24 protein-coding genes and 5 pseudogenes are annotated in these 22,995 nt (G+C 36.0%); 23 read left to right on the top strand and 6 right to left on the bottom strand.

Features of this window, described 5'->3' with window-relative positions; translation table 11 throughout:
- The 5 genes and pseudogenes from HT723_RS02650 to HT723_RS11250 all read left to right on the top strand — a co-directional run bounded on the left by HT723_RS02650 (position 1) and on the right by HT723_RS11250 (position 6,315).
- Positions 1–696 (top strand): ABC-three component system middle component 1, encoded by a 696-nt coding sequence (locus HT723_RS02650; RefSeq protein ID WP_016399482.1) that lies wholly within the window; start codon positions 1–3, stop codon positions 694–696.
- Positions 693–3,341: an AAA family ATPase gene (locus HT723_RS02645; protein ID WP_023939824.1), complete on the top strand. Its 2,649-nt coding sequence runs from the start codon at positions 693–695 to the stop codon at positions 3,339–3,341. Before HT723_RS02650 ends, HT723_RS02645 begins: the two co-directional genes overlap by 4 nt.
- 388 nt (positions 3,342–3,729) lie before the next feature.
- Positions 3,730–4,089: an SAG1252 family conjugative relaxosome accessory protein gene (locus HT723_RS02640; RefSeq protein ID WP_000529543.1), complete on the top strand. Its 360-nt coding sequence runs from the start codon at positions 3,730–3,732 to the stop codon at positions 4,087–4,089.
- Between the two features lie 9 nt (positions 4,090–4,098).
- A complete protein-coding gene (locus HT723_RS02635; RefSeq protein WP_023939826.1) occupies positions 4,099–4,464 on the top strand; it encodes a plasmid mobilization relaxosome protein MobC in 366 nt (121 codons plus the stop codon).
- Positions 4,451–6,315: pseudogene (locus tag HT723_RS11250) on the top strand (SAG1250 family conjugative relaxase). Before HT723_RS02635 ends, HT723_RS11250 begins: the two are co-directional and overlap by 14 nt.
- A 44-nt stretch (positions 6,316–6,359) precedes the next feature.
- Here HT723_RS11250 and HT723_RS02620 read toward each other — a convergent pair.
- Positions 6,360–7,214: an Rgg/GadR/MutR family transcriptional regulator gene (locus HT723_RS02620; protein ID WP_172934564.1), complete on the bottom strand. Its 855-nt coding sequence runs from the start codon at positions 7,212–7,214 to the stop codon at positions 6,360–6,362.
- Positions 7,215–7,547: 333 nt separating this feature from the next.
- On the opposite strand from HT723_RS02620, the gene HT723_RS02615 reads away from it, so the two are divergent.
- Positions 7,548–8,189: an ATP-binding cassette domain-containing protein gene (locus HT723_RS02615; protein WP_172934563.1), complete on the top strand. Its 642-nt coding sequence runs from the start codon at positions 7,548–7,550 to the stop codon at positions 8,187–8,189.
- A gap of 12 nt (positions 8,190–8,201) precedes the next feature.
- Positions 8,202–8,372 carry a hypothetical protein gene (locus HT723_RS02610; RefSeq protein WP_000711943.1) on the top strand — a complete coding sequence of 57 codons (171 nt, stop codon included), beginning with the start codon at positions 8,202–8,204 and terminating at the stop codon, positions 8,370–8,372.
- Positions 8,373–8,867: 495 nt separating this feature from the next.
- Here the strand turns inward: HT723_RS02610 and gdhA are convergent, their stop codons facing one another.
- A complete protein-coding gene (gene gdhA, locus HT723_RS02605; protein ID WP_100104820.1) occupies positions 8,868–10,214 on the bottom strand; it encodes an NADP-specific glutamate dehydrogenase in 1,347 nt (448 codons plus the stop codon).
- Positions 10,215–10,417: 203 nt separating this feature from the next.
- On the opposite strand from gdhA, the pseudogene HT723_RS11485 reads away from it, so the two are divergent.
- The 8 genes and pseudogenes from HT723_RS11485 to pdxT all read left to right on the top strand — a co-directional run.
- Positions 10,418–10,598: pseudogene (locus tag HT723_RS11485) on the top strand (hypothetical protein); the annotation flags it as partial.
- A gap of 143 nt (positions 10,599–10,741) precedes the next feature.
- The gene (locus tag HT723_RS02600; protein WP_240154938.1) at positions 10,742–11,233 is read left to right on the top strand and encodes a CPBP family intramembrane metalloprotease; all 492 of its coding nucleotides are present in this window, start codon (positions 10,742–10,744) and stop codon (positions 11,231–11,233) included.
- A 145-nt stretch (positions 11,234–11,378) separates the two neighbouring features.
- On the top strand, positions 11,379–12,200 hold the full coding sequence (locus tag HT723_RS02595) for a hypothetical protein (RefSeq protein ID WP_172934562.1): 822 nt from the start codon (positions 11,379–11,381) through the stop codon (positions 12,198–12,200).
- A complete protein-coding gene (locus tag HT723_RS02590; RefSeq protein ID WP_240154937.1) occupies positions 12,197–12,460 on the top strand; it encodes a PqqD family protein in 264 nt (87 codons plus the stop codon). The genes HT723_RS02595 and HT723_RS02590 overlap by 4 nt, the downstream gene beginning before the upstream one ends.
- Positions 12,461–12,669: 209 nt before the next feature.
- Positions 12,670–12,841: pseudogene (locus tag HT723_RS11480) on the top strand (IS630 family transposase); the annotation flags it as partial.
- A gap of 195 nt (positions 12,842–13,036) precedes the next feature.
- Positions 13,037–13,721: pseudogene (locus HT723_RS11475) on the top strand (transposase); the annotation flags it as partial.
- Positions 13,722–13,929: 208 nt separating this feature from the next.
- A complete protein-coding gene (pdxS, locus tag HT723_RS02580; RefSeq protein ID WP_023939837.1) occupies positions 13,930–14,805 on the top strand; it encodes a pyridoxal 5'-phosphate synthase lyase subunit PdxS in 876 nt (291 codons plus the stop codon).
- Positions 14,806–15,387: a pyridoxal 5'-phosphate synthase glutaminase subunit PdxT gene (gene pdxT / locus HT723_RS02575; protein ID WP_100104813.1), complete on the top strand. Its 582-nt coding sequence runs from the start codon at positions 14,806–14,808 to the stop codon at positions 15,385–15,387.
- Between the two features lie 239 nt (positions 15,388–15,626).
- Here pdxT and HT723_RS02570 read toward each other — a convergent pair whose 3' ends face one another.
- Positions 15,627–16,274 (bottom strand): hemolysin III family protein, encoded by a 648-nt coding sequence (locus tag HT723_RS02570; protein WP_138702401.1) that lies wholly within the window; start codon positions 16,272–16,274, stop codon positions 15,627–15,629.
- Positions 16,274–16,716 (bottom strand): annotated as a pseudogene (locus HT723_RS02565) (DUF1836 domain-containing protein). The gene HT723_RS02570 and the pseudogene HT723_RS02565 overlap by 1 nt, the downstream one beginning before the upstream one ends.
- Before the next feature lie 134 nt (positions 16,717–16,850).
- Between HT723_RS02565 and HT723_RS02560 the strand changes: the two are divergent.
- The 7 genes from HT723_RS02560 to trxB all read left to right on the top strand — a co-directional run bounded on the left by HT723_RS02560 (position 16,851) and on the right by trxB (position 21,205).
- On the top strand, positions 16,851–17,345 hold the full coding sequence (locus HT723_RS02560; RefSeq protein ID WP_000405832.1) for a GNAT family N-acetyltransferase: 495 nt from the start codon (positions 16,851–16,853) through the stop codon (positions 17,343–17,345).
- Positions 17,345–17,875 carry a methylated-DNA--[protein]-cysteine S-methyltransferase gene (locus HT723_RS02555; RefSeq protein WP_088787374.1) on the top strand — a complete coding sequence of 177 codons (531 nt, stop codon included), beginning with the start codon at positions 17,345–17,347 and terminating at the stop codon, positions 17,873–17,875. Before HT723_RS02560 ends, HT723_RS02555 begins: the two co-directional genes overlap by 1 nt.
- Positions 17,869–18,225 (top strand): arsenate reductase family protein, encoded by a 357-nt coding sequence (locus tag HT723_RS02550; RefSeq protein WP_000889095.1) that lies wholly within the window; start codon positions 17,869–17,871, stop codon positions 18,223–18,225. Before HT723_RS02555 ends, HT723_RS02550 begins: the two co-directional genes overlap by 7 nt.
- A gap of 157 nt (positions 18,226–18,382) precedes the next feature.
- On the top strand, positions 18,383–19,183 hold the full coding sequence (locus HT723_RS02545) for an amino acid ABC transporter permease (RefSeq protein WP_001103449.1): 801 nt from the start codon (positions 18,383–18,385) through the stop codon (positions 19,181–19,183).
- On the top strand, positions 19,183–19,926 hold the full coding sequence (locus tag HT723_RS02540) for an amino acid ABC transporter ATP-binding protein (RefSeq protein ID WP_172934561.1): 744 nt from the start codon (positions 19,183–19,185) through the stop codon (positions 19,924–19,926). The genes HT723_RS02545 and HT723_RS02540 overlap by 1 nt, the downstream gene beginning before the upstream one ends.
- Before the next feature lie 77 nt (positions 19,927–20,003).
- The gene (locus HT723_RS02535) at positions 20,004–20,228 is read left to right on the top strand and encodes a DUF4059 family protein (RefSeq protein WP_000926599.1); all 225 of its coding nucleotides are present in this window, start codon (positions 20,004–20,006) and stop codon (positions 20,226–20,228) included.
- 65 nt (positions 20,229–20,293) lie between these two features.
- A complete protein-coding gene (trxB, locus tag HT723_RS02530; protein ID WP_172934560.1) occupies positions 20,294–21,205 on the top strand; it encodes a thioredoxin-disulfide reductase in 912 nt (303 codons plus the stop codon).
- A gap of 38 nt (positions 21,206–21,243) precedes the next feature.
- Here the strand turns inward: trxB and rlmB are convergent, their stop codons facing one another.
- Both rlmB and def read right to left on the bottom strand, forming a co-directional pair.
- Entirely contained in the window at positions 21,244–21,972 is a 729-nt protein-coding gene (gene rlmB / locus HT723_RS02525) for a 23S rRNA (guanosine(2251)-2'-O)-methyltransferase RlmB (RefSeq protein WP_000855753.1), read from the bottom strand.
- A gap of 44 nt (positions 21,973–22,016) precedes the next feature.
- Complete coding sequence (gene def / locus HT723_RS02520) at positions 22,017–22,628, bottom strand: peptide deformylase (protein ID WP_001272941.1); 612 nt, start codon at positions 22,626–22,628, stop codon at positions 22,017–22,019.
- Between the two features lie 108 nt (positions 22,629–22,736).
- Here def and HT723_RS11470 point away from each other — a divergent pair, with 108 nt between their 5' ends.
- Positions 22,737–22,976 (top strand): hypothetical protein, encoded by a 240-nt coding sequence (locus HT723_RS11470; protein ID WP_240154936.1) that lies wholly within the window; start codon positions 22,737–22,739, stop codon positions 22,974–22,976.
- Positions 22,977–22,995 lie beyond the last annotated feature (19 nt).

The following is a 22,995-nucleotide window of genomic DNA, read 5'->3' as shown; positions in this document are numbered from 1 at the left end:
ATGAGAGACATCGTTATAAAATTTTTACAAAATAACCATTTTAACCAGTTGGATACAGATTTTGATTTCTATACTAACTCACAAAAATCAGAGTATTTTATTGTTAGTCAATATAGTCCTGATGAGCTAAATAATTTTTTCGATGATGATAAGACTTCACAAGTAATAAAAGAGTTTGAAAGGGTATCTCTAACACCAGAACATGAAAACATCAAGAAAAATACTTCTATGTTTATTTTGGTAGAAGTTGATGACTTGAAGGAAGTATTTGAAGACGAGAAAGTTCAACGATCAATTTTATTGATTGAAGAGGACTATTATTATTTTAGAAAGTTCATAATATTATACACTCGAAATGGGTTATTGGATTTACGAGATAAAGAGACTAATGAAATACTCTATACTTACTTAGAATCTAATATTGATGCTTTTGAAGATGATATGTTTTTTAGTGAGTCGTATTTTATGGCTATGGAAATTGGAGTAAAACTACCATTTTTCACACTCCCTAAAAGAAATGATATTTATCAAAGTATAGAAAGTCAGTATCAGGATGATAAGGATGAATTAGATAATAGATTATTGGATTTTTATACTAAGAACACTGATGAGAAATTATCAAAATCACTAAAAGATATTTCTACCGATGATGATAATATTTCTGATTTACTACAAATAGGAGAATTATTACAATGAAAATCAAAAAAATTTTAATAAAAAACTTTAAAAATATAAAGGAAACTAGAATTATTGATTTTCAAGAGAATGTAACTTTGTTTGTTGGACCAAATGGATTTGGAAAAACTACAATTTTTGACGCAATAGAGTTATCATTAACTGGGAAAATTCGTCGAATTGAAGAGTCCGATTATAGTGACGGTAGAAGTAGTTTTAGTGCTCCATATTTTCAAAATAATCCTAATCAAAATACATTCATTGAGCTTATGTTGACAAATGATGAGGATAATTCTTTGATAGTATCTAGTCTTTATAAGAGTAGTATGAATACTGAGGGCAGCAATGTACCAAAGTTTTCATTTTCTAAATTTCAAAGAAGAGTTCGGGTTGGTCCAGGAATTTCATTTCAATCTGATGAAGACTTTGAGGGTTCGAGTGAAAGAGATATACAAAAGAACATTAGTCAGTTTCTAGGATATGAATCAGAAGATTATAGCTTAGGCGATACTTTTGATTTGTTTCATTATATTCAACAAGATGAAACAGCTTATTATTTGAAGCAAAAGGAAAAAGATAGAAAGGAACAATTGAATTTTCTGTTAAATATTGGAAACTATGTTAATAGGAAAAGTAGATTAGAGCGTTTAAGAAGTACTTTATCCTCTAGTGAAAAGGAACTAAGAGCAAAAAAGGGTAAACTAAAAAATTCCCCAATTAAGAACAATATTCTATATTCGAAATTATCTCTTAGAGCAGATACTGACTTTGCTTTTAACAATAAGTCGATTATTTTTGATGAAGAATTGTCAAATGAAAGTTTAAATATATATCTATCAGAAATTACTAAATTACAAGAATTTCGAAATTCATTTTCTCCAAAAGATTACTTCCTTAGAAAACAAAGTGAGCAATTTGAGCGAGAGGTGCTGGATGATAAAGATTTTACTATTTACTTAATAGTTAGAGAAATACTTGAAAATCAGGAAAATATAGAGTCAATTAAACAAAATTATAGTTTAATTTCAAATGAAAAAAATTTCTCATATTTTTTACTTAAAAACTATCTTGAACGACAGGGCTTGTTGGAAAATGATAGTAAGTTGTTTAAATTTGGAAAAAGATTGAAGAGCTTACTTGATGTTGAAATTGCTAAAATTGATATCAAATCAATTGAGAATTCTTTAAATAATTTTACAGGATGGGAATTTGGCAGGCTATGGATTGAAAAATTTGAACCTAAATTAACAGAATATAAGTTTAAAAAAGGGCAGCTAGATGATGGAACAGAGTCGATTAACAAGCTACTCGAGATAAGAACTCGTCTAAAAGAACATAGCACTGGAAATCATTCGGAATGTATATTTTGTGGTTATGATTGGGGAGAGAGCGAGAATTTACTGGCAGCCTATGAAGAAACAACGAATCAACTACGTAAAAATTTGACTAATTTTGAAATAGAAGTTTCAAATTTGGTTGAAGAATTAAATCAATTAAAAATGGAGTTACAAAATCAGATCCAAATGGAGCAAGAGAAACTCTTTGTTATTCCTGATGATTTTTTGGCGGCCATACGATCCATAAGTAATTATAATTTTCCTGAGTCTTTTAGCAACTTGGTTGTAATGAACTCAGAGATTACTCCTTTGCCTGTTGATAAGAGTGCTTCGCTACAAGAGTTTGAGAATTTGAAAACAGAGTTAATAAGTTCATTGCAAGAAAAACTATTGATTCCAAATGAAGTTTATGGTACTTTCCTTAGAGTTGTAAATAAGAGTGTTGATTTTGAAAAACTTTTAGAAAAATATTCTATTTTAGCTGGAGAATCAATAAGGAAATATGAAATTTCTTATGACCTTTTACCCATTTCCTTGCATAAATTTGAAGAGAACAAAGATAGGTTGCTAGTATTTTTAGGGGATCTTAGATCTCAAATAGTATTTGATTATTCTAAAAGTTTAGATTCACAAAATCTATTTGATAAATACTTTGCATCTAAGGAAAAAACTTTTGAGGACTGTACTATAGAAAGTATCAATCAAAAGAGAGAATATATTATTAACCAGTTTGAATTACAAAGTTTAACGATGTTTCACCAAATTGAGAAACGTCTTCAAATCATTGAACAAACGATTACATATCTTCAGGATCGTGTTAGAGAATTAAATAATAATATAAAGTTTTACCAAGAACAGATGATTCAAAAGTTGAAGCTTCCCTTCTATATGTACACTGCTAAAATTTTACAAAATTACCAACAAGGAATGGGAGTTCTACTAACAACTCAAAACAATTCTAATATCAGGTTTATAGCAAATAGTAATAGTGAGCAGGATGTGATGTATCAATTGAGTTCTGGACAAGTAGCTGTTATTTCGTTTGCTTTCACTTTGGCACTAAATACTACATTTAAGATTTCAAGAGGGTTCAAATTTTTATCAATTGATGATCCGATTCAAGATATGGATTCTATGAATGTATATGCTTTAATTGATTTAATAAGACATTCATTATCAGACTATCAAATTATTATGTCCACACATAATGATGGTAGTGCTATGTTTATAAAATATAAATTTGAACTATTTTCAGATTCCGAAATATCAAATGTAGGGCTAAAAAATATAAAGAATATCTTATTATTGGATGTTGAAGTTAGCAGTTGATGAGACTATATATGTTAATGGAAATATAAAAAACATGGTTTCATTAAGACGGTATTTGAGAGCCTTGGCTCTCTTTTTTCTTACCCTCATTTTTCATGTTGTGATACTTTTTTCAAATTTACCTTGCTATCCTAATATCATTACTAAGAAAATCAAGCCTTAATTTTTCACTGGGGGTTTGGGGGCGGAGCCACCAAGTTATCTTATCGTTGGCTGTCAAAACTAGAAGGTTTTGATAGGTTGGCGATATGATTTTTGGGATATTGTGGACACAATATCTGAGCTCGCAAAGACCGAACAAGGAGAGACTGAGGTCTTTAGGAATCGTACTGACAATGTGAGGCAGCCTTACATTGTCAGACAAGTATAATGTTGAAAGGATGGTAAGATGGGACAAGAAATTAAGTTAATCCGTAAGCAATTTAGAATCACGAGACAAGAAGAAAAACAGATAAAAGAAATGATGAGGGAACAAAAAGTGGATAGTTTCTCAGAATTTCTTCGTCAAAATTTATTGAAAAAGAATTATCAGGATAGAATTTTTGAAAGTTGGTTCTCCCTTTGGCAGTCTCAAAAGTTTGAACAGATTAGTCGAGATGTGTATGAAGTTCTGGTTGTCGCAAGAGAAAATCATCAAGTGACTCAAGAGCACGTCTCAATCTTATTGACTTGCGTTCAAGAATTGATTGCAGAAGTGAATCAAGTACAGCCACTCAGTCGTGAGTTTCGTGAAAAATATATGGGTTAGGAGGATGTAATGGTTTATCGCTATCGTACCAATCTCAAAAAAGTATTTCTAACTGATCCAGAATTACACCAATTGAATGAACGGATTTCTAAGAGCAATTGTCAAAATTTTTCAGTCTATGCCAGAAAAGTTTTGCTTAATCCCAATATGTCATTTGTCACGATTAACACTGATACTTATGACCAGTTAGTTTTTGAATTGAGACGTATTGGAAATAACATCAATCAAATTGCGCGTGCGATTAATCAAAGCCATCTGATTTCTCAGGACCAATTACAAGAATTGAGTAAAGGAGTCGGAGAATTAATTAAGGAAGTGGACAAAGAATTTCAAGTGGAGGTGAAAAGACTGAAGGAGTTTCATGGTAGTTACTAAACACTTTGCGACGCACGGAAAAAAATATCGTAGGCGTTTGATTAAATATATCCTCAATCCAGATAAAACAGATAATCTAAAATTAGTATCTGATTTTGGCATGAGTAATTACTTAGATTTTCCTAGCCATGCAGAAATGGTAGAAATGTACAATGTTAACTTTACTAATAACGACAAGTTGTACGAGTCCAGAAATGACCGACAAGAAAAACACTAACAAACTATTCATGCCCATCATCTCATCCAATCATTTTCTCCTGAAGATAATCTGACACCTGAAGAAATTAACCGCATTGGTTATGAGACCATGATGGAATTGACAAGAGGTCGTTTTAAGTTTATCGTAGCAACTCACACAGACAAAGATCATGTTCATAATCACATCCTAATCAACGCTATTGACCGCAATTCAGATAAAAAGTTGATATGGAACTATGCCTTGGAACGAAACCTCCGTATGATTTCAGACCGTATTTCTAAAATGGCTGGTGCAAAAATTATTGAGAAACGTTATTCCTATCGAGATTATAAAAAATATAAGGAATCTAGTTATAAATTTGAATTGAAACAACGTCTTTATTTTTTGCTTCAGCAATCTAAATCGTTTGATGATCTTTTAGAGAAAGCAAAGCAGTTGTATGTTCAGATTGATTTTAGTCAAAAGCATAGTCGATTCATGATGACGGATCGAGCAATGACAAAACCTATTCGAGGACGCCAACTCAGCAAACGAGATCTATATGATGAAGAATTTTTTAGAATACATTTTGCCAAACAAGAGATTGAAAGTCGTTTAGAATTTTTGTTGAACCGTGTTAATTCTTTAGAAGATTTAATAACAAAAGCAAAAGAATTGAATCTAACCATTGACTTAAAACAAAAAAATGTAACTTTTATCCTGGAAGAAGATAATCAAAAGATAAGCCTGAATCATAAAAAATTAGCGATAAGAAATTGTACGATGTTCAATTTTTTAATCGTTATTTTGAAGATAGAGAAGTTAGAGATATTCAAGCATTAGAAAATCTTCAGGAAGATTTTCAGACTTTTCGAGAGGAGCAGCATAAGGAGAAAGTCTCCGCTGAAGAGATTGAGGAAGCCTTTAAGACATTTAAGGAAAAATGAGATACCGTTCGTGAATTTGAAGTGGAACTTGCAGAGAACCAAATAGAGAAGCTAGTTGATAAGGGCGTCTATATCAAGGTGTCTTTCGGTGTCAAACAGAGCGGTCTTATTTTCATTCCCAACTATCAATTGGATATTATGGAAGAATAAAATCATAAAAAATATAAAGTCTACATTCGAGAAACGTCTTCTTACTTTGTCTATAATAAAGAAAACATGGATAATAATTGTTTCATCAAGGGGAGGACCTTAATCAGACAATTGAGCAACGATAGCCAAAAACTCCCCTATAGACGACCAACTTTAAAAAGTCTTCAAGAGAAGATTTCTGAAATTAATTTTATGATTGAACTATCTAACACGAACAAACAATACCAAGAAATCAAAGATGAGCTTGTATTAGAAATTGCAGAGATTGATATGAAGCTAGAAGAAACCCAAGAAAAAATCGCCACCTTAAACAAGATGGCGGAAGTCCTTATCAATTTGAAGAGTGAAGATCATGAGACTAGAAAATTAGCTAAGTATGATTTTGACCAAATGAACATGACGGAATCAATAATGTTAGATCGACTCAATACAGATATTTTAAAATTACAACAGGAACTTGGTAATGAAATTAATAAATATGAGGAGATAGCTAGAAGATTGAATTTGTTTGTGAAAATTATTAATACCAATAAATTTACAGTTCTAAAATTTCACGAGAATGCCTTACTAGAATAATATTATTTACGACTAATTAGTTAAAAGATAGAGAATAATTTCATTTATTTTTTGTTTACTAGTTTCTTAAAATGGTCAGTATAGTGTAATTTTAATTTATCTTCTTCTAAAATATCGAAGACTTGTATGGCTTGTTTCATTTTTTCAATTCCACTGGTTGATTGGCAACGTTTAAATTCAAAGTAACCAGTTGCATAGAGAAAAACTGTTTGTTCATAAAAGTTTAGTTCATTATCCAACAATGTCTTTATCTTACTAATTAAATAGGAGCAATTAGAAAATTTTTCCTTATCTACGCTCAGAATTAGACAATTGATGGCCAATTGAGTGACAATTCGCTTATTTGTTTTATTCAATGAAGAGTAGATGTAATTGTTCAACATTTCCTTTGTTAATAGGAAGTAGGAGTTGTAGTTTATTGTTCGGACACAGTTACCTAATAAAGTGATTTCATAGTAGCCCCATTTTTCAACTTTGAAGAGATAGTCTGTCAGATGAAGAAGCTCTTCATCTGATGGAATGATGTTCGAATCCATTGTGTGTAAAATAGATTTTACCATTGTTTTCTCAAAAGAATTTAGAGTGTAATCAGAAGTATCAGAAAGTAGACATGCTATATTATTGATACTTTGTGATGAATATTGCTTACGAATATATTGAACCAAATTAGCGAATAATTCAGTATTAGTATAATCTTCATCATGTAAAACAAGAAACTCATCTAAAGTAATGTGTAATTTGTCTAAAATATTGATAAGTCGAATACAAGATATCTCTGATTCCCCACGTTCGAATCTAGATATTTGAGATTTTGAAAGATGTTCATCTGCTACAGAGCATAGACTAATTTGTTTTCCTTTACGAACTTTTCTAAGTGTGATGCCAAGTTTTGATTTCATAATTTCCCATTTTCCCAACAAAAAAGTAATTGATTTTTATTTATTGTACAATAAATAAAAACTGAAAGGAAGTCTAAATATGAAGAAAATTTTAAAAAATTCCCTAATTTTATTGTTGGTTATGGATATTATTATTGTCGGTGGATAAAATGTTTAGGTGTACACCTAAGTCTTTAGATATCATCTAAAGACCTAGTACTGGTTGGAGGACACGATGTATTGGTTAAATTATTTTCCGGAGTATAGTTTAGAAATGTTTGAAGTAGAATAGATATTAAGGACCTATCTTTCTCTTATTCCAAAGACTCAGCTCCTGTAATAGAAAATTTAAATTTGACTATTGAGTCAGGACAGAGAATTGCACTAGTCGGTCAACCGGGGTCAGGAAAAAGTCTATTATCAAAAATACCATCAAGATTATATAAGATTGATACAGGAAAAGTTTTATTTGATGGTGTAAATATTAATCAAATAGATAAAAAAATATTAAGTCAAAATTTAGGAGTAGTTCCACAGGATTCATTTTTATTGAACCGAAGTATTCTTGATAATATAACTTTAAAGCACGAAGTTACTTCACAAAAGATAGAGGAAGTTTGTAAAGCAGTTCAAATCTATGATGAAATCATGGCTATGCCGATGAAATTTAATACTATCATCTCAGAGATGGGGTCAAATATTTCAGGTGGTCAAAGACAACGGATAGCACTGGCACGTGCATTAATAAATAATCCTATTATTGTAATTTTAGATGAAGCAACTAGTGCTTTAGACACTATTAATGAGGAAAGAATAACAAAGTATATAAAAAGTCAGGGCTGTACTCAAATAATTGTAGCTCATAGATTGTCAACGATTAAGGATGCGGATATTATTTTTGTAATGAAAGGTGGTAAGATTGTTGAGTCAGGAAATCATAAGTACTTAATGGATCTTGGTGGAGAGTACTACAGCTTATATACAAAAAGGAAATGAGGTGTAAAGAAAATGAAGAAAGAAAATGAATATGTAATTTTAACAACAGCCTCACTAGGGGTGATGATTGGAATAGTGTTTGCAATTTTTTTAGATTTTCCAGTTGAATATGGTATTTCTTTAGGCTTGTTGAATGGAATAGTATTGGGTTCGCTGATTGTTTACAAAAACAATAAGAATTAAGCATAATTTTTTGCTGTAAACTAAGGAGTAGAGATGGCTATAGTTGAAATTATAAATCTAACAAAAAGCTTTAAAGATATTGAAGTTATTCATAACACTTAAATAATAGAGCAACTACAGTAGTAGCTTAAAAACATGATTAAATCGCTATTCTTAGGAGTAGCGGTTTTTCTTTTTGTTTAATACTCTTTGAAAATCTCTTCAACCCACGTCAGCTTTTCCTTGCCGTACTCAAGTACAGCCTGCGGCTCGCTTCCTAGTTTGCTCTTTGATTTTCATTGAGTATAAAAAGGGTTAAGTAAGTATAGTAAATTGAAATAAGATATGAACAAATCGATTAGAAAAGTCAAATTAATTTCTAGAAATATGTTAGAAATTGGTTTGAATTCCGCAATCAATTTGTTCAGTTTTTATTTCATTTAATTAGAATTTCCCAACTGTCTAACTCAACTAAAAATCCCCAATCGAAGCGATTGAGGATTAAGCAAATGAATCTTAAACAATACCTTGTGCAATCATAGCATTTGCTACATTTTCAAAGGCAGCAATGTTAGCTCCTGCAAGGTAGTCTTTATCAAGACCGTATGTTTCTGAAGTTGTTTTAGCTGTGTTGAAGATATTTGTCATGATGTCTTTGAGACGTCCATCAACTTCTTCACGAGTCCATGAGAGGCGAAGACTATTTTGGCTCATTTCAAGAGCTGAAACGGCTACACCACCAGCGTTGGCAGCTTTTGCAGGTCCGTAGAAGATACCATTTTCTTTGTAGACTTTGATGGCATCAAGGTCGCTTGGCATGTTGGCACCTTCAGATACACAGATAACGCCTTGAGCAACCAAGCGTTTAGCGGCTTCGCCATTGATTTCATTTTGAGTCGCACATGGAAGAGCGATGTCATAGTTTCCAGCGTAAGTCCATACAGAACCTTCGTGATATGTTGCAGTTGCTTTCTCAGCTGCATACTCAGTCAAACGAGCACGACGTATTTCTTTAACATCAACCAAAAGATCGAAGTCGATACCGTTTTCATCGATGACATAACCATTTGAGTCAGATACAGAGATGACAGTAGCGCCAAGTTCAGTCGCTTTTTGAAGAGCGTATTGAGCAACGTTCCCAGAACCTGAAATAACCACTTTCTTACCAGCAAAGCTATTACCGTTAGCTTTCAGCATTTCTTCAGTATAGTAAACCAAACCGTAACCAGTTGCTTCTGGACGAATCAAGCTACCACCAAATCCAAGAGGCTTACCAGTCAAGACACCAGCATCAAATTGGTTAAGACGCTTGTATTGACCATAAAGGTAACCAATTTCACGTCCACCTACGCCGATATCACCAGCAGGTACGTCAAGTGATGGTCCGATGTGTTTTTGCAACTCAGTCATGAAGCTTTGGCAGAAGCGCATCACTTCAGCATCTGTTTTACCTTTAGGATCGAAGTCTGATCCACCTTTACCTCCACCGATTGGAAGTCCAGTCAAGACGTTTTTGAAGATTTGTTCAAATCCGAGGAATTTCAAAATCCCTTGGTTTACAGTTGGGTGGAAACGAAGTCCTCCTTTGTATGGTCCAACAGCTGAGTTGAATTGAACACGGTAACCACGGTTTACTTGAATTTTTCCATCACGGTCAACCCAAGGAACACGGAAAGAAATTACGCGCTCAGGCTCAGTAATACGTGCCAAGATATTTTCTTCGATATACTCAGGGTGTTTTTCAAATACAGGTTCCAAAGTGTTGAAAAATTCTTCAACAGCTTGGAGGAATTCAGCCTCGTGCCCATTACGAGCTTTTACAGTTTCAAACACGCTTTGGATATATTCTTTAGCAGATGTCATATCGTTCTCCTTTTGTTGTCATATTTTATTACATGAGCTATTATAGCAGAATTTTTTTAAACTGTAAAGAGAAAAACAAAAATTTTCTAAAAATTCTTTCAATTTAGTTTTAAGACTTTTTGAAAATAGACAAAAAACGAACCTTTTTCTTGTAAATATCTTTCTCAAAGAGAAAATCTGAAAATATGCTATAAGAAAAGAAAATGTTTAGCAATTCAGAAATCACTTGTTAATTTATCCATGATATGTTAGATTTGCCAGCAAAACTATGACCATTTTGGAGGAAAGAAATATTTACATCTCCTTATTCAGGGCAGGATTTTCTATACAAGTATAGATGTCTTGCTGGAGTTGGATCATGGAACCCAAGCGGTTATTGAGATTTAGAACTATCATCAGAATTTTTTCATTAGACTTGTTCGGTAACCATAAAGTACTATACTATCTATGAACAAGATCCAGTTTTTGTACTTCAGTTAAGAGTCGGCTAATCTCAGAATTGGGGTTAGCTTTTTTAGGAGAGGTTAATGCTACGTTCTATTTTTATAATTTTTATTAGTTATTGGATTGCTGTTCCTTTATCATACCAAATTAGAAAAGTTGTTAGAGGTGACTTAGTCCTTCAGATTGCAAGAATTATTGCTGTTGATGTTCCTTTTTTAATTGTATATTTCATTTTTGATTTCCCTAGGGTCGATAATTATAATTTATCGCTAGGTGTGATTATTTCATTAATTTTTGCATTATGCTATATATTACTAGATTGGAAAAATATTTCATATGCGAACAATATTGCTGTTTTTCCTTTTTTGAAAAAGCCTAAAAGATACCAATTATATTCTAGATTCGGTGAGATAACTATAGTTCCAATTATTGAGGAATTATTTTTTAGAGGTACTATTCCGATTAATGGGGATATTGTTGAAACTCTTGTTATTTTCATTTTTTCTGGATTATTATTCTCGTTTGCACATTATATAGAAGAAAGTAGAGAGTTACAAACCAACTTGAAATTATAGGTTTTATCGCTGTTCTCTTTTATCATATATTTTATAACAAAAAACATAATATTTTCAATCATATTTCATGTAATTTGTAATATTCCGTGGTTTATTTCGAATTATAGATTATATAAATATAATATTCGGAGGGAGAGCTTAAAATATGTTAGACAAAAATAAACAAGATATACTTGCTCTATTCAAGAAATACAGAATAATTGAGAGATTTGAAAAAATGTCTCCTCTATCGGCATTTGTTGCAGGTTCAATTTATGAAGGTTTTGGTAATCGAAGGTCGGATCTTGATGTTTTCCTCGTAGTTGATTATTTTGATTTTTCAATTTTAGAACAATTTGTATTAGATAATAATAAATTTTCACTTTATAAAGCGGGGAAAAAAGTCATACTTACTGTTACTGAAAATGAAAAAGATTTTGATATAGAATTACATTTAAAAGATAATATTAGCTTTTATTGCAAACGTATAAATGATTTAAAAATGTCACCTGAAAATATTTATTATGATTTTTTTCACCGGCTTAAGTTTGCTGAACCTGTATTTGGTGAAGACTGGTTTTATGATTTGAAAGAGACATTAAATTACCAGCATTTTAATTTATTATCTCCATTGACCTACCAAATGCAGTATGGATTAAAAGTAACTGATATTTTAGGAGAGTTTGAACAGGAAAATTTTATAACATCCTATAGGAATGCTATGCTGTTATTAGAAGATTGTATAAATTCTTTTCTATCATTACACGGTGAAACTAATCCTAAGAAGAAATGGCTCATCAAAAAAATTCAGAGATTTTCACTTCAAAATCCTGAATCTGAGTTTGACTTGCTAAAAATTTTAGATTCATCATATCAAAATGTTAATCTTTTTGATGATTTAGGTCTTAAAGCTAAAACATTGGATATTATGAGACAGTGCCAAAAATTAAATTATGCTTGTGAAAAATTAGTTTCTGAGGTACAATGATGATTATTGATAAAAATCCATTTGTGGTTGAAAAAATACAGGAAGATGTTCTGTTTCTAGTTTACAATGATAAAGTACATGTTTTAACAGGATGTGCTCCATTTATATGGTCTAAAATTGATACTTCAATTTCATATGACCACTTATTGAGAAAATTAACATCTGAATATGATGTGTCAGAGAAAAAAGCAGATAAAGACTTGAAAAGAATTATTAACCAATTTAGTGAACTTGAGTTTGTTTCAGTTAAGGGAGGTTAATGTTGCTTTTTCTGAAATATATTTAATGCTTATATCGAAAATACTTAGAAAAGTCTTGAAGTTTTGTGGCTCTTTATCAACTTGTAGTGGGGTGATGAAAAGAGTGGTTAATACTAGACATACTTCAAAAAGCATTGTACGATAGTAACATGAAATTAGCTAAACAAGAAATCACCTTTCTCTTTAAAGACCTTACTAAGCCTCTAACACAAAGTCTTCCAATCGTTCTGCTTTGTTTGATGGGAAAATCCTATCAAGAGATGATAGAGCGTCTAGACTGTAGTTTGGTGAAATTTAAAGAAGGATGAGGAGTTAGGTTCGGACTCTCTCCTTCAAGAAAGACGTGGTGGTTGTAACCACGTTTATATGACAGTCAAGGAATAGATAGTTTTCCGGTCATTTGAAAACTTCAGAGGAAGAGGAAGTTGTTACAGTAGATTTCCTGCAAAATCTAGATTGAATTGTAATAAAAATGAATTCATTGCTTATAACGTACCGGACTAGGATATACAGGCCGTTGTAGGACAAGTGTTCTAGAGATTGTTTCTCAGGAGGTTTAGTGATACTCCATTTCTTCAGTCCTATCAAAAGGAGATTAGTCGTTCCTACACAGGTGATGCTTTCTGTCAACTGTTGAAGCGACATAGCTGGCGCACTGTTGCCCTAGGTCCTAAGAAAGCAGGCGCTCAAACCATTGCCGCGTCTAAACATCCCATCTCTATTCAAGAAGGTAAGAAAACGCTTTAAAGATAGTAGATGCTTTCGTAAGCTTGGGTTCATGCATCAAAGATGAGGCTGGTTTCGGATAGGCAGTAAACTAGGATCTTGTTAGCCACCTAAAGGAATAGGTCCTCCTGTCCATAGTCATTCCGTGCATGAATTCTCTTACTGTTAGAGAGCTGTTGATGCTTATAGAGGAGCATCCTTTTTCCTGCTTGCCGGAGGATGCCATACTGAATGGAGGAAAGCTTGTTTACAAGAACTGTCACAGGCCTATCCAACTGATTTTATTTTACTAGTCATGGATCATGCCCTAGGGCATCCATCAAGTAGCTTAACTATTCCAAATCATATTGGCTTTCCCTTTATTCCCCCATACAGGCCAGAGATGAATCCTATTGAACAGATGCAGAAAGAGCTTGGTGAAGGTGGCTTCCAGAATAAAGCATTTCAAACCTTGGAAGCTGGCATTGATACATTTCAAGAGATCATACAAGGATTAGAGAGGAGTGTTGTAAAGTCCATCGTTAAAAGAGAATGAACCAGAATGCTTTTTGAAAATAGATATGAGTATTAGTTGAACTGCCCTATGCCGAACGGCACCTACGGTGGTGTGAGAGGGACTAGTCTTAGCCCCTACTCGATTCAATCTGTACCCACACAATTCTTCTTTTTTTATCTTGTGATTCACTCTGTTCTATTTTAAAATGAAATGGTAGCTACCAATACAAATGATGAGGATACAACAAATGACTGAAAATCGTTATGAATTAAATAAAAACTTGGCGCAGATGCTCAAAGGTGGGGTCATCATGGATGTTCAAAATCCTGAGCAAGCTCGTATTGCGGAGGCTGCAGGTGCGGCAGCTGTGATGGCCTTGGAGCGGATTCCAGCTGATATTCGTGCAGCTGGTGGTGTTTCCCGTATGAGTGATCCAAAGATGATCAAGGAAATCCAAGAAGCGGTTAGTATTCCAGTGATGGCCAAGGTTAGAATCGGGCACTTTGTTGAAGCTCAGATTTTAGAGGCTATTGAAATTGACTATATCGATGAGAGTGAAGTTCTATCTCCAGCTGACGACCGTTTCCATGTGGACAAGAAAGAATTCCAAGTTCCTTTTGTTTGTGGTGCCAAGGACTTGGGTGAAGCCTTGCGTCGTATCGCTGAGGGAGCTTCTATGATTCGTACCAAAGGAGAACCGGGGACAGGGGATATCGTCCAAGCTGTTCGCCATATGCGTATGATGAATCAGGAAATTCGCCGTGTTCAAAACCTACGTGAGGACGAACTTTATGTTGCTGCTAAGGACTTGCAAGTCCCTGTAGAATTGGTTCAATATGTCCATGAACATGGAAAATTGCCAGTTGTAAACTTCGCAGCTGGAGGCGTTGCAACACCAGCAGATGCTGCGCTGATGATGCAGTTAGGGGCAGAGGGGGTCTTTGTCGGTTCAGGTATTTTCAAGTCAGGAGATCCTGTTAAACGAGCGAGTGCCATTGTTAAGGCTGTGACTAACTTCCGTAATCCTCAAATACTGGCTCAAATCTCTGAAGATTTAGGAGAAGCCATGGTTGGTATCAATGAAAATGAAATCCAAATTCTCATGGCAGAGAGAGGAAAATAGATGAAAATCGGAATATTGGCCTTGCAAGGTGCCTTTGCAGAACATGTAAAAGTGCTAGAAAAATTAGGAGTCGATAGTGTCGAACTCAGAAATTTAGAAGATTTCCAGAAATATCAAAATGAACTGTCTGGCTTGATATTACCTGGAGGAGAGTCTACAACCATGGGCAAGCTCTTACGAGATCAACATATGATGACTCCTATAAGAGAAGCTATTTTATCTGGTTTACCAGTCTTTGGAACCTGTGCGGGCTTGATCCTGCTGGCTAAGGAAATCACTTCTCAGGACGAGAGTCATCTTGGAACAATGGATATGGTGGTCGAGCGCAATGCCTATGGACGCCAACTAGGAAGTTTCTATACGGAAGCAGAATGTAAGGGAGTTGGTCAGATTCCAATGACCTTTATCCGTGGTCCAATTATCAGCAGTGTTGGAGAAGATGTAGAAATTCTAGCAACAGTTGATAATCAAATCGTTGCAGCCCAAGAAAAAAATATGTTGGTAACTTCTTTTCATCCAGAATTGACTGATGATGTGCGCTTGCACCAGTACTTTATAAATATATGTGAAGAAAAAAGATAGTAAAAAAGCGCAAAAAATCACTTCCTGTGCTATACTATAATTGAAATTTTTTTAGTTTTTGCGTTAGAACTGTTTCCTCAGTCCTAGCGCCTTTTCTTTTTGATAAGTATGCTTGGTGGAGAGTAGTTTGTAAATGATTCTGAAGATCTTATGAGCACAAGCAATGACGGCTTTCATATTGCTTCCTCTTTAGGAAATTCGATTATAAAACTCTAAGCAGGCTCTGCCTGCTTAGAGTTTTATATGTAATAAACAATGGCGATGTATTGGAGTGCGGACGCAGCTAGGATAAAGAGATGCCAAATCATGTGGAAATAAGGTTTTTTCTTGGCGTAAAATCCAGCCCCAACTGTATAAGAGAGTCCGCCAGTTACCATGAGACTCCAGAAAATTGGTGTCGTTTGACTGATAATGGCAGGAATGATAGCCAGAACCAACCAGCCCATAATCAGGTAAAGAGCAAGGCTAAATTTCTCATTGACTTTTTTAGAAAAGATTTTATAGAGAATACCAAAGATGGTCGTTCCCCACTGGATGGCAATAATCAGATAGCCAAACCAGTTATTCATTAAGGTCAAGACGACGGGCGTGTATGAGCCAGCAATGGCAACGTAAATCATAGAATGGTCAATGATTCGCAAGACATATTTGTGGGTCGAACCATAGGCCATAGAGTGATAAATGGTGGATGATAGGAACATGAGAAAGAGACTGATGACAAAAATGGAAACACCTATAGATGATAAAAATCCGTGTGCCTCATAACTATAGGTGGATGAAATAGGCAGCAAGATGAGCATGATGACTGCACCCACAGCATGGGTCACACTATTAGCAATCTCCTCTCCAAAACTGAGTTGTTTGCTGAGTTTAAGACTAGTATTCATTAGATTTCCTCCTCTTCAGTATGATGGATTAAGGCTAAAGTTTGATGATAGAGTTTAACGGTTTGGCAGCTGGTTTGGATAATAGGGTTAGCTGGGTCAATTCCTTGGTTCATGTAGTCCACAAAAGCATCGTAGAGTTGGTCTGAACTTGCTTGAGTTTGTAGAGTATTCAGTGTCTGGGCTATTTCTTGAATAGAAAATACAGACTTGAGGGTTGTGATAGCAATCAAACGGGCAATCTGTTGGCGTTGGTATTTTTTTTGTCAGGCTTTGTCAGGTAACCATTTTTCACATAATTGTTGACCATAGATGCTGTTAGGCCCTTGTCTTTATTAGGAGAGATAGGGGCGCAGACCTGATTGACATAGAGCAAAACCTGGTCCAGATAGAGGTCAATGTTTGGAATTTCTGCCCATTTTGGGTAGGAAAAGGTAGTTTTCATTTTCAACTCCTTTTTATATAGTTTTGATAACTAGATTATAAAATAACAAAAACACAAAGTCAAGTTTTAACTGCTTGTAGAAATACTTAAATTATGCTATGATGGGAGAAACTAGTCAGAAATGAGGAAAAAAGATGGAAATTCGTTTAGCTTTTCCAAATGAAGTAGATGCCATCATGCAGGTGATGGAGGATGCCAAAAAATGTTTAGCAGATGCTGGTAGTGACCAGTGGCAAAATGGCTATCCAAATGCAGATGTTATTATCGATGATATTATCTCAGGGCAAGCCTACGTAGCCTTGGAAGAGGGAGAACTGCTAGCCTATGCTGCTGTGACCAAGAGTCCAGAGGAGGCCTATGAAGCTATTTATGAGGGAAACTGGCAAGCTGGAGAGTCAGAGTATCTAGTCTTTCACCGTATTGCTGTGGCAGCAGATGTGCAGGGAAAAGGAGTTGCTCAAACCTTCTTAGAGGGCTTGATTGAAGGTTTTGATTATCTTGATTTTCGCTCAGATACGCATGCTGAAAACAAGGTTATGCAACATATTTTTGAAAAACTTGGTTTTAAACAAGTTGGTAAGGTGCCAGTAGATGGCGAACGCTTGGCCTATCAAAAATTAAAGAAATAATGCAAAAGAAGTATGTAAAAATCCTCTACTCCTCACCAATTGGTATTCTATCACTTGTAGCTGATGACCATTATTTGTATGGAATTTGGGTTCAGGAGCAGAAGCATTTTGAGAGGGGACTAGGAGATGAAACGATAGAAGAAGTTGTTAGTCATCCTATTTTAGACCCAGTTATTGCTTGCTTAGATGATTACTTTAAAGGCAAGCCTCAGGATTTATCCAACTTGCTCTTGGCGCCAATCGGAACGAATTTTGAAAAGAGAGTTTGGTTCTATTTACAGGGAATTCCTTATGGTCAGACAGTGACCTATGGACAAATTGCTCAAGACCTGCAAGTGGCTTCTGCTCAAGCAATTGGTGGAGCAGTGGGACGCAATCCTTGGTCTATCCTAGTACCTTGTCATCGTGTGTTGGGAGCAGATAAGCGTCTGACAGGTTATGCTGCAGGAGTGGAAAAGAAAGCTTGGCTCTTGGAGCATGAAGGAGTAGATTTTAAAGATAGAAACAATAGAAGGAGAAGCACATGTTAGAATTTATCGAATACCCCAAATGTTCAACTTGTAAAAAAGCAAAACAAGAATTAAATCAATTAGGTGTGGACTATAAAGCCGTCCATATCGTGGAAGAAACACCTAGCCAAGAAGTCATTTTGAATTGGCTAGAAACCTCAGGATTTGAATTGAAGCAATTTTTCAACACCAGTGGTATCAAATACCGTGAATTAGGGCTAAAAGATAAGGTAGGAAGTTTGTCAAACCGAGAAGCGGCTGAGTTGCTAGCAAGTGACGGTATGTTGTTAAAACGGCCCATTTTAGTAGAAAATGGAACTGTTAAGCAAATCGGTTATCGAAAATCTTATGAAGAACTGGGACTGAAATAGTTTTTATCTATCTCTTTGATAGATAAAATATATAACTTCCCTGTTTCAAAGTATGATAAACTAGTAGGTAGACAAAGTCTGTATCTGACCGTAGCAAATAATTTCATTGACGGCAGAAGCATGGTAGAATGAATCATTATCAGAAGAGGATGTTTTTATGAATGTTACAACGATTTTAGCATCAGATTGGTACCAAAACTTGATGCAATTGATTCCGGATGGCAAGCTGTTTAGCCTGCGTTCGGTCTTTGATGGAATCCCGAGAATTGTCCAACAACTTCCAACAACAATTATGTTGACAATTGGTGGTGCCCTTTTTGGCTTGGTTTTGGCGCTTCTTTTTGCCATTGTGAAGATCAATCGTGTCAAGATTTTATATCCCTTGCAGGCCTTCTTTGTTAGTTTCTTAAAAGGGACACCGATTTTGGTGCAACTCATGTTGACCTACTACGGAATCCCTTTGGCTTTGAAAGCCCTCAATCAGCAATGGGGAACTGGTCTCAATATCAATGCGATTCCAGCTGCAGCTTTTGCGATTGTCGCCTTTGCCTTTAATGAGGCAGCTTATGCTAGTGAAACCATTCGTGCAGCCATTCTCTCAGTTAATCCTGGTGAGATTGAGGCGGCACGCAGTCTGGGTATGACCCGAGCGCAAGTTTATCGACGAGTGATTATTCCTAATGCAGCGGTGGTAGCTACTCCAACCTTGATTAATTCCCTAATCGGCTTGACTAAGGGAACTTCCCTAGCTTTTAGTGCGGGTGTTGTGGAAGTCTTTGCCCAAGCTCAGATTTTGGGTGGTGCCGATTATCGTTACTTTGAACGCTTCATCTCCGTTGCCCTTGTTTATTGGGTAGTCAATATTGGAATTGAGAGCCTCGGTCGTTTCATCGAGAGAAAAATGGCTATTTCTGCACCTGATACAGTGCAAACAGATGTGAAAGGAGACCTTCGTTAATGATTAAGATTTCGAATTTAAGCAAATCCTTTTCAGGACAGACTGTCTTGGATCATCTGGACTTGGATATCCAAAAAGGAGAAGTTGTAGCCTTGATTGGTTCTTCAGGAGCTGGAAAATCAACCTTTCTTCGCAGTCTCAATTATCTTGAAACACCTGACAGTGGCTCTATTCAGATTGATGATTTCTCAGTTGATTTTTCTAAGATCACTCAAGAAGAAATCCTTGCCCTGCGTCGCAAGTTATCTATGGTATTTCAACAGTTTAATTTGTTTGAACGCCGAACAGCACTTGATAATGTGAAAGAAGGCTTGCTTGTTGTCAAGAAATTATCTGACCAAGAAGCGACTAAGATTGCCAAGGAAGAGTTGGCTAAGGTTGGCCTTTCTGACCGTGAAAACCATTATCCTCGTCATTTATCAGGTGGACAAAAGCAACGGGTTGCCCTAGCGCGTGCTCTCGCTATGAAACCAGATGTCTTGCTCTTGGACGAACCAACTTCAGCCCTTGACCCAGAATTGGTCGGAGAAGTAGAAAAGTCTATTGCAGATGCTGCTAAGTCAGGTCAAACCATGATTTTGGTCAGTCATGACATGTCCTTTGTAGCCCAAGTGGCTGATAAGATTCTTTTCCTAGATAAGGGGAAAATCATTGAGTCTGGAACACCGGATGAGATTATCTACCATCCTAAAGAAGAGCGCACAAAAGAATTCTTTGCTAGTTACAAACGGACTTATATTTGATATAATAGATAAAGGAAAACTCAGTTAGCTGGACTAGCTGAGTTTACTCTTTAAAAAAGAAAGAAATGAGAGAAATCATGCTACTGCAACTATTTTCTTTATATTTCGAGAGCTTGATCTTGACCACCATCCTTGTCCTGATTTTTTTAGGAATTTGGATTGGATTGAGAGCCATGTCGGGAGTTGATAAGACAGCCAAGGCTCGCCAAGCTCATCTCTATGATATGATTATGATTGGAGTCTTGGTTGTTCCAGTATTATCCTTTGCGGTTATGAGTTTAATTCTTGTTTTCAAGGCATAATCCTTGCTTGATTGACAAGAAAGAGTTAGAATAAAGATAGTTACAACAAGAAAGAAGGAATCTATATGTACGATACTATTATTATAGGTGCTGGACCTGCAGGGATGACTGCGGCCTTGTATGCTGCTCGAAGCAATCTGAAAGTAGCTTTGATTGAAGGTGGTCTGCCAGGTGGTCAGATGAATAATACATCTGATATTGAAAATTACCCTGGATACGCTAATATTAGTGGGCCAGAATTGGCAGAAAAAATGTTTGAACCGCTTGAAAATCTTGGTGTTGAGCACATCTATGGTTATGTTGGAAATGTCGAAGACCATGGTGATTTTAAGAAAGTGATGACTGATGACCAAACATATGAAACACGTACAGTTATCGTAGCAACTGGTTCTAAACACCGTCCTTTGGGAGTACCTGGAGAAGAAGAACTGAACAGTCGTGGTGTTTCTTACTGTGCCGTGTGTGATGGTGCTTTCTTCCGTGACCAAGATTTGTTGGTAGTTGGTGGTGGAGATTCAGCTGTTGAAGAAGCCCTCTTCTTGACTCGTTTTGCTAAGACTGTTACCATTGTTCACCGTCGTGACCAACTTCGTGCCCAAAAGGTTTTACAAGATCGCGCCTTTGCGAATGAAAAAATCAGCTTTATCTGGGATTCTGTAGTAAGGGAAATCAAGGGTGAAAACCGAGTAGAATCAGTCGTATTTGAAAATGTGAAAACAGGTCAAGTGACAGAGCAAGCCTTCGGTGGTGTCTTTATCTATGTTGGTTTGGACCCTCTTAGCGATTTTGTTAAAGAATTGAATATCCAAGATCAGGCAGGCTGGATTGTGACAGATAGCCACATGAAGACTGCAGTCGACGGTATCTTTGCAGTTGGAGATGTTCGCTTGAAAGACCTTCGCCAAGTAACAACAGCAGTTGGAGATGGAGCTATCGCTGGTCAAGAAGCCTACAAGTTTATCACAGAACATAGTTAATCATAAAAAAGTTTCCAATCAGATGACTGGAAACTTTTTTATAGTCTATTTCGGAAAACTTCGTACATGAGAATGGCTGCAGCAACACTGGCATTGAGGCTTTGAACATGTCCATTCATCGGAATGGTAATCATTTCATCGACCTGTTTTTTGATGTTGCTAGAGATGCCTTTTCCTTCATTTCCGATGATGAGGGCGATTTTCCCTTTTGTATTCCACTTGTGGCAAGGAGTACCGTTCATATCCGTTCCAAAGGTCCAGAAGCCTTCATCCTTGAGTTTATCTAAGGTTTGACTGAGGTTGGTCACTCGGGCAATTGGAACGTGTTCAATAGCACCTGTGGCTGTTTTGGCAACGACAGGAGTTACTCCGACAGCACGGTGCTTGGGAATGATGACACCTGAAACATTGGTCGCATCGGCTGTTCGCAAGATAGAACCCAGATTATGGGGATCGGTTAGACCATCTAGAATCAATAGAAGTGGATTTTCTTCTTGGCGTGTTTTTGCAAGGATGTAATCTAGCTCGCTATAGGCAAATTCGGACACTCGTAGAACAAAACCTTGATGAACAGCACCTTCAGTCATCTCAGAGAGAGATTTTTTTGATGTCCAAGAAATGGACACCTTCTTTTCTGTAGCTAGTTCCTTGACTTTCTCAACATTCTTACCTCGGAGATCTTCTTGGAGGTAGAGTTTGTTTCCTGTATTTGCAAGGAGGGCTTCGGTAACGGCGTGGACACCATAGACAATATCATTTGTTTTCATGCCTCTATTATAACACAAAACCCCGTCTTGCAACGGGATTTTCTTTATTCAAGAATCAGTAAACCATCTTTAACTGCAAATGGGTCTTTTTCATTGATGCGATCGTAAAACATGATACCGTTAATGTGGTCAATTTCATGCTGAACAACAATGGAGTTGTAGCCTTTGAGTTTGATACGGTGTTTTTCTCCATCTTTGTCAAAGTAGTCAACAGTAACGCGGGCATGGCGAACAACATAGCCAGGCACGTTACGGTCAACAGACAGGCAACCTTCTCCTTCGCCAAGAGCAGCATCTTGAACAGAGTGAGAGACGATTTTTGGATTGTACATAATGGCTTCCAAATCGTAGGCTTCCTGTGGAGTTTCGCCTTCTTCAACAATATTAGGTACCAAAACAGCGATAATGCGTTTTGAGATATCTAACTGGGGAGCAGCCAGTCCAACACCACCGCGGAGTCCCATTTTTTCAGCCATGACAGGATCTTGGGAATGTTTAAGGAATTGCATCATCTTTTCGCCTAGGATGATTTCCTGGTCAGATAGGGGGAAAGTGACTTCCTCAGCAATCGCGCGTAGAGTAGGATTCCCTTCACGGATAATATCGTTCATATCAATTAAGTGAGCAGCTTTTGTAATACGTTCTATTGCAGACATTTTCTCTCCTTTCATTACCTCTACATGATAACACAAAATGACAAGGATTGAAAGTATTATAGCCTTTAGGATTTATAGAAAATAGATAGGAAGTTCAATTCATACTCAATGAAAATCAAAGAGCAAACTAGGAAACTAGCCGCAGGTTGCTCAAAACACTGTTTTGAGGTTGTAGATAGAACTGACGAAGTCAGCTCAAAACACTGTTTTGAGGTTGTGGATAGAACTGACGAAGTCAGTAACCATACCTACGGCAAGGCGACGTTGACGTGGTTTGAAGAGATTTTCGAAGAGTATAATCTTTCTCGAAGCGCTATTGCCCCTTTTTTGTCCCCTGAAACCAAGTAGGAGCTAAGACTAGCTCCCT

It is taken from the genome of Streptococcus sp. 2106, from assembly GCF_013277315.1.
In the GTDB taxonomy this organism is placed as follows: Bacteria; Bacillota; Bacilli; order Lactobacillales; family Streptococcaceae; genus Streptococcus; species Streptococcus pseudopneumoniae.
Note: the sequence above shows the minus strand (reverse complement) of the source record. Positions and strands in the feature narration are given on the sequence as shown.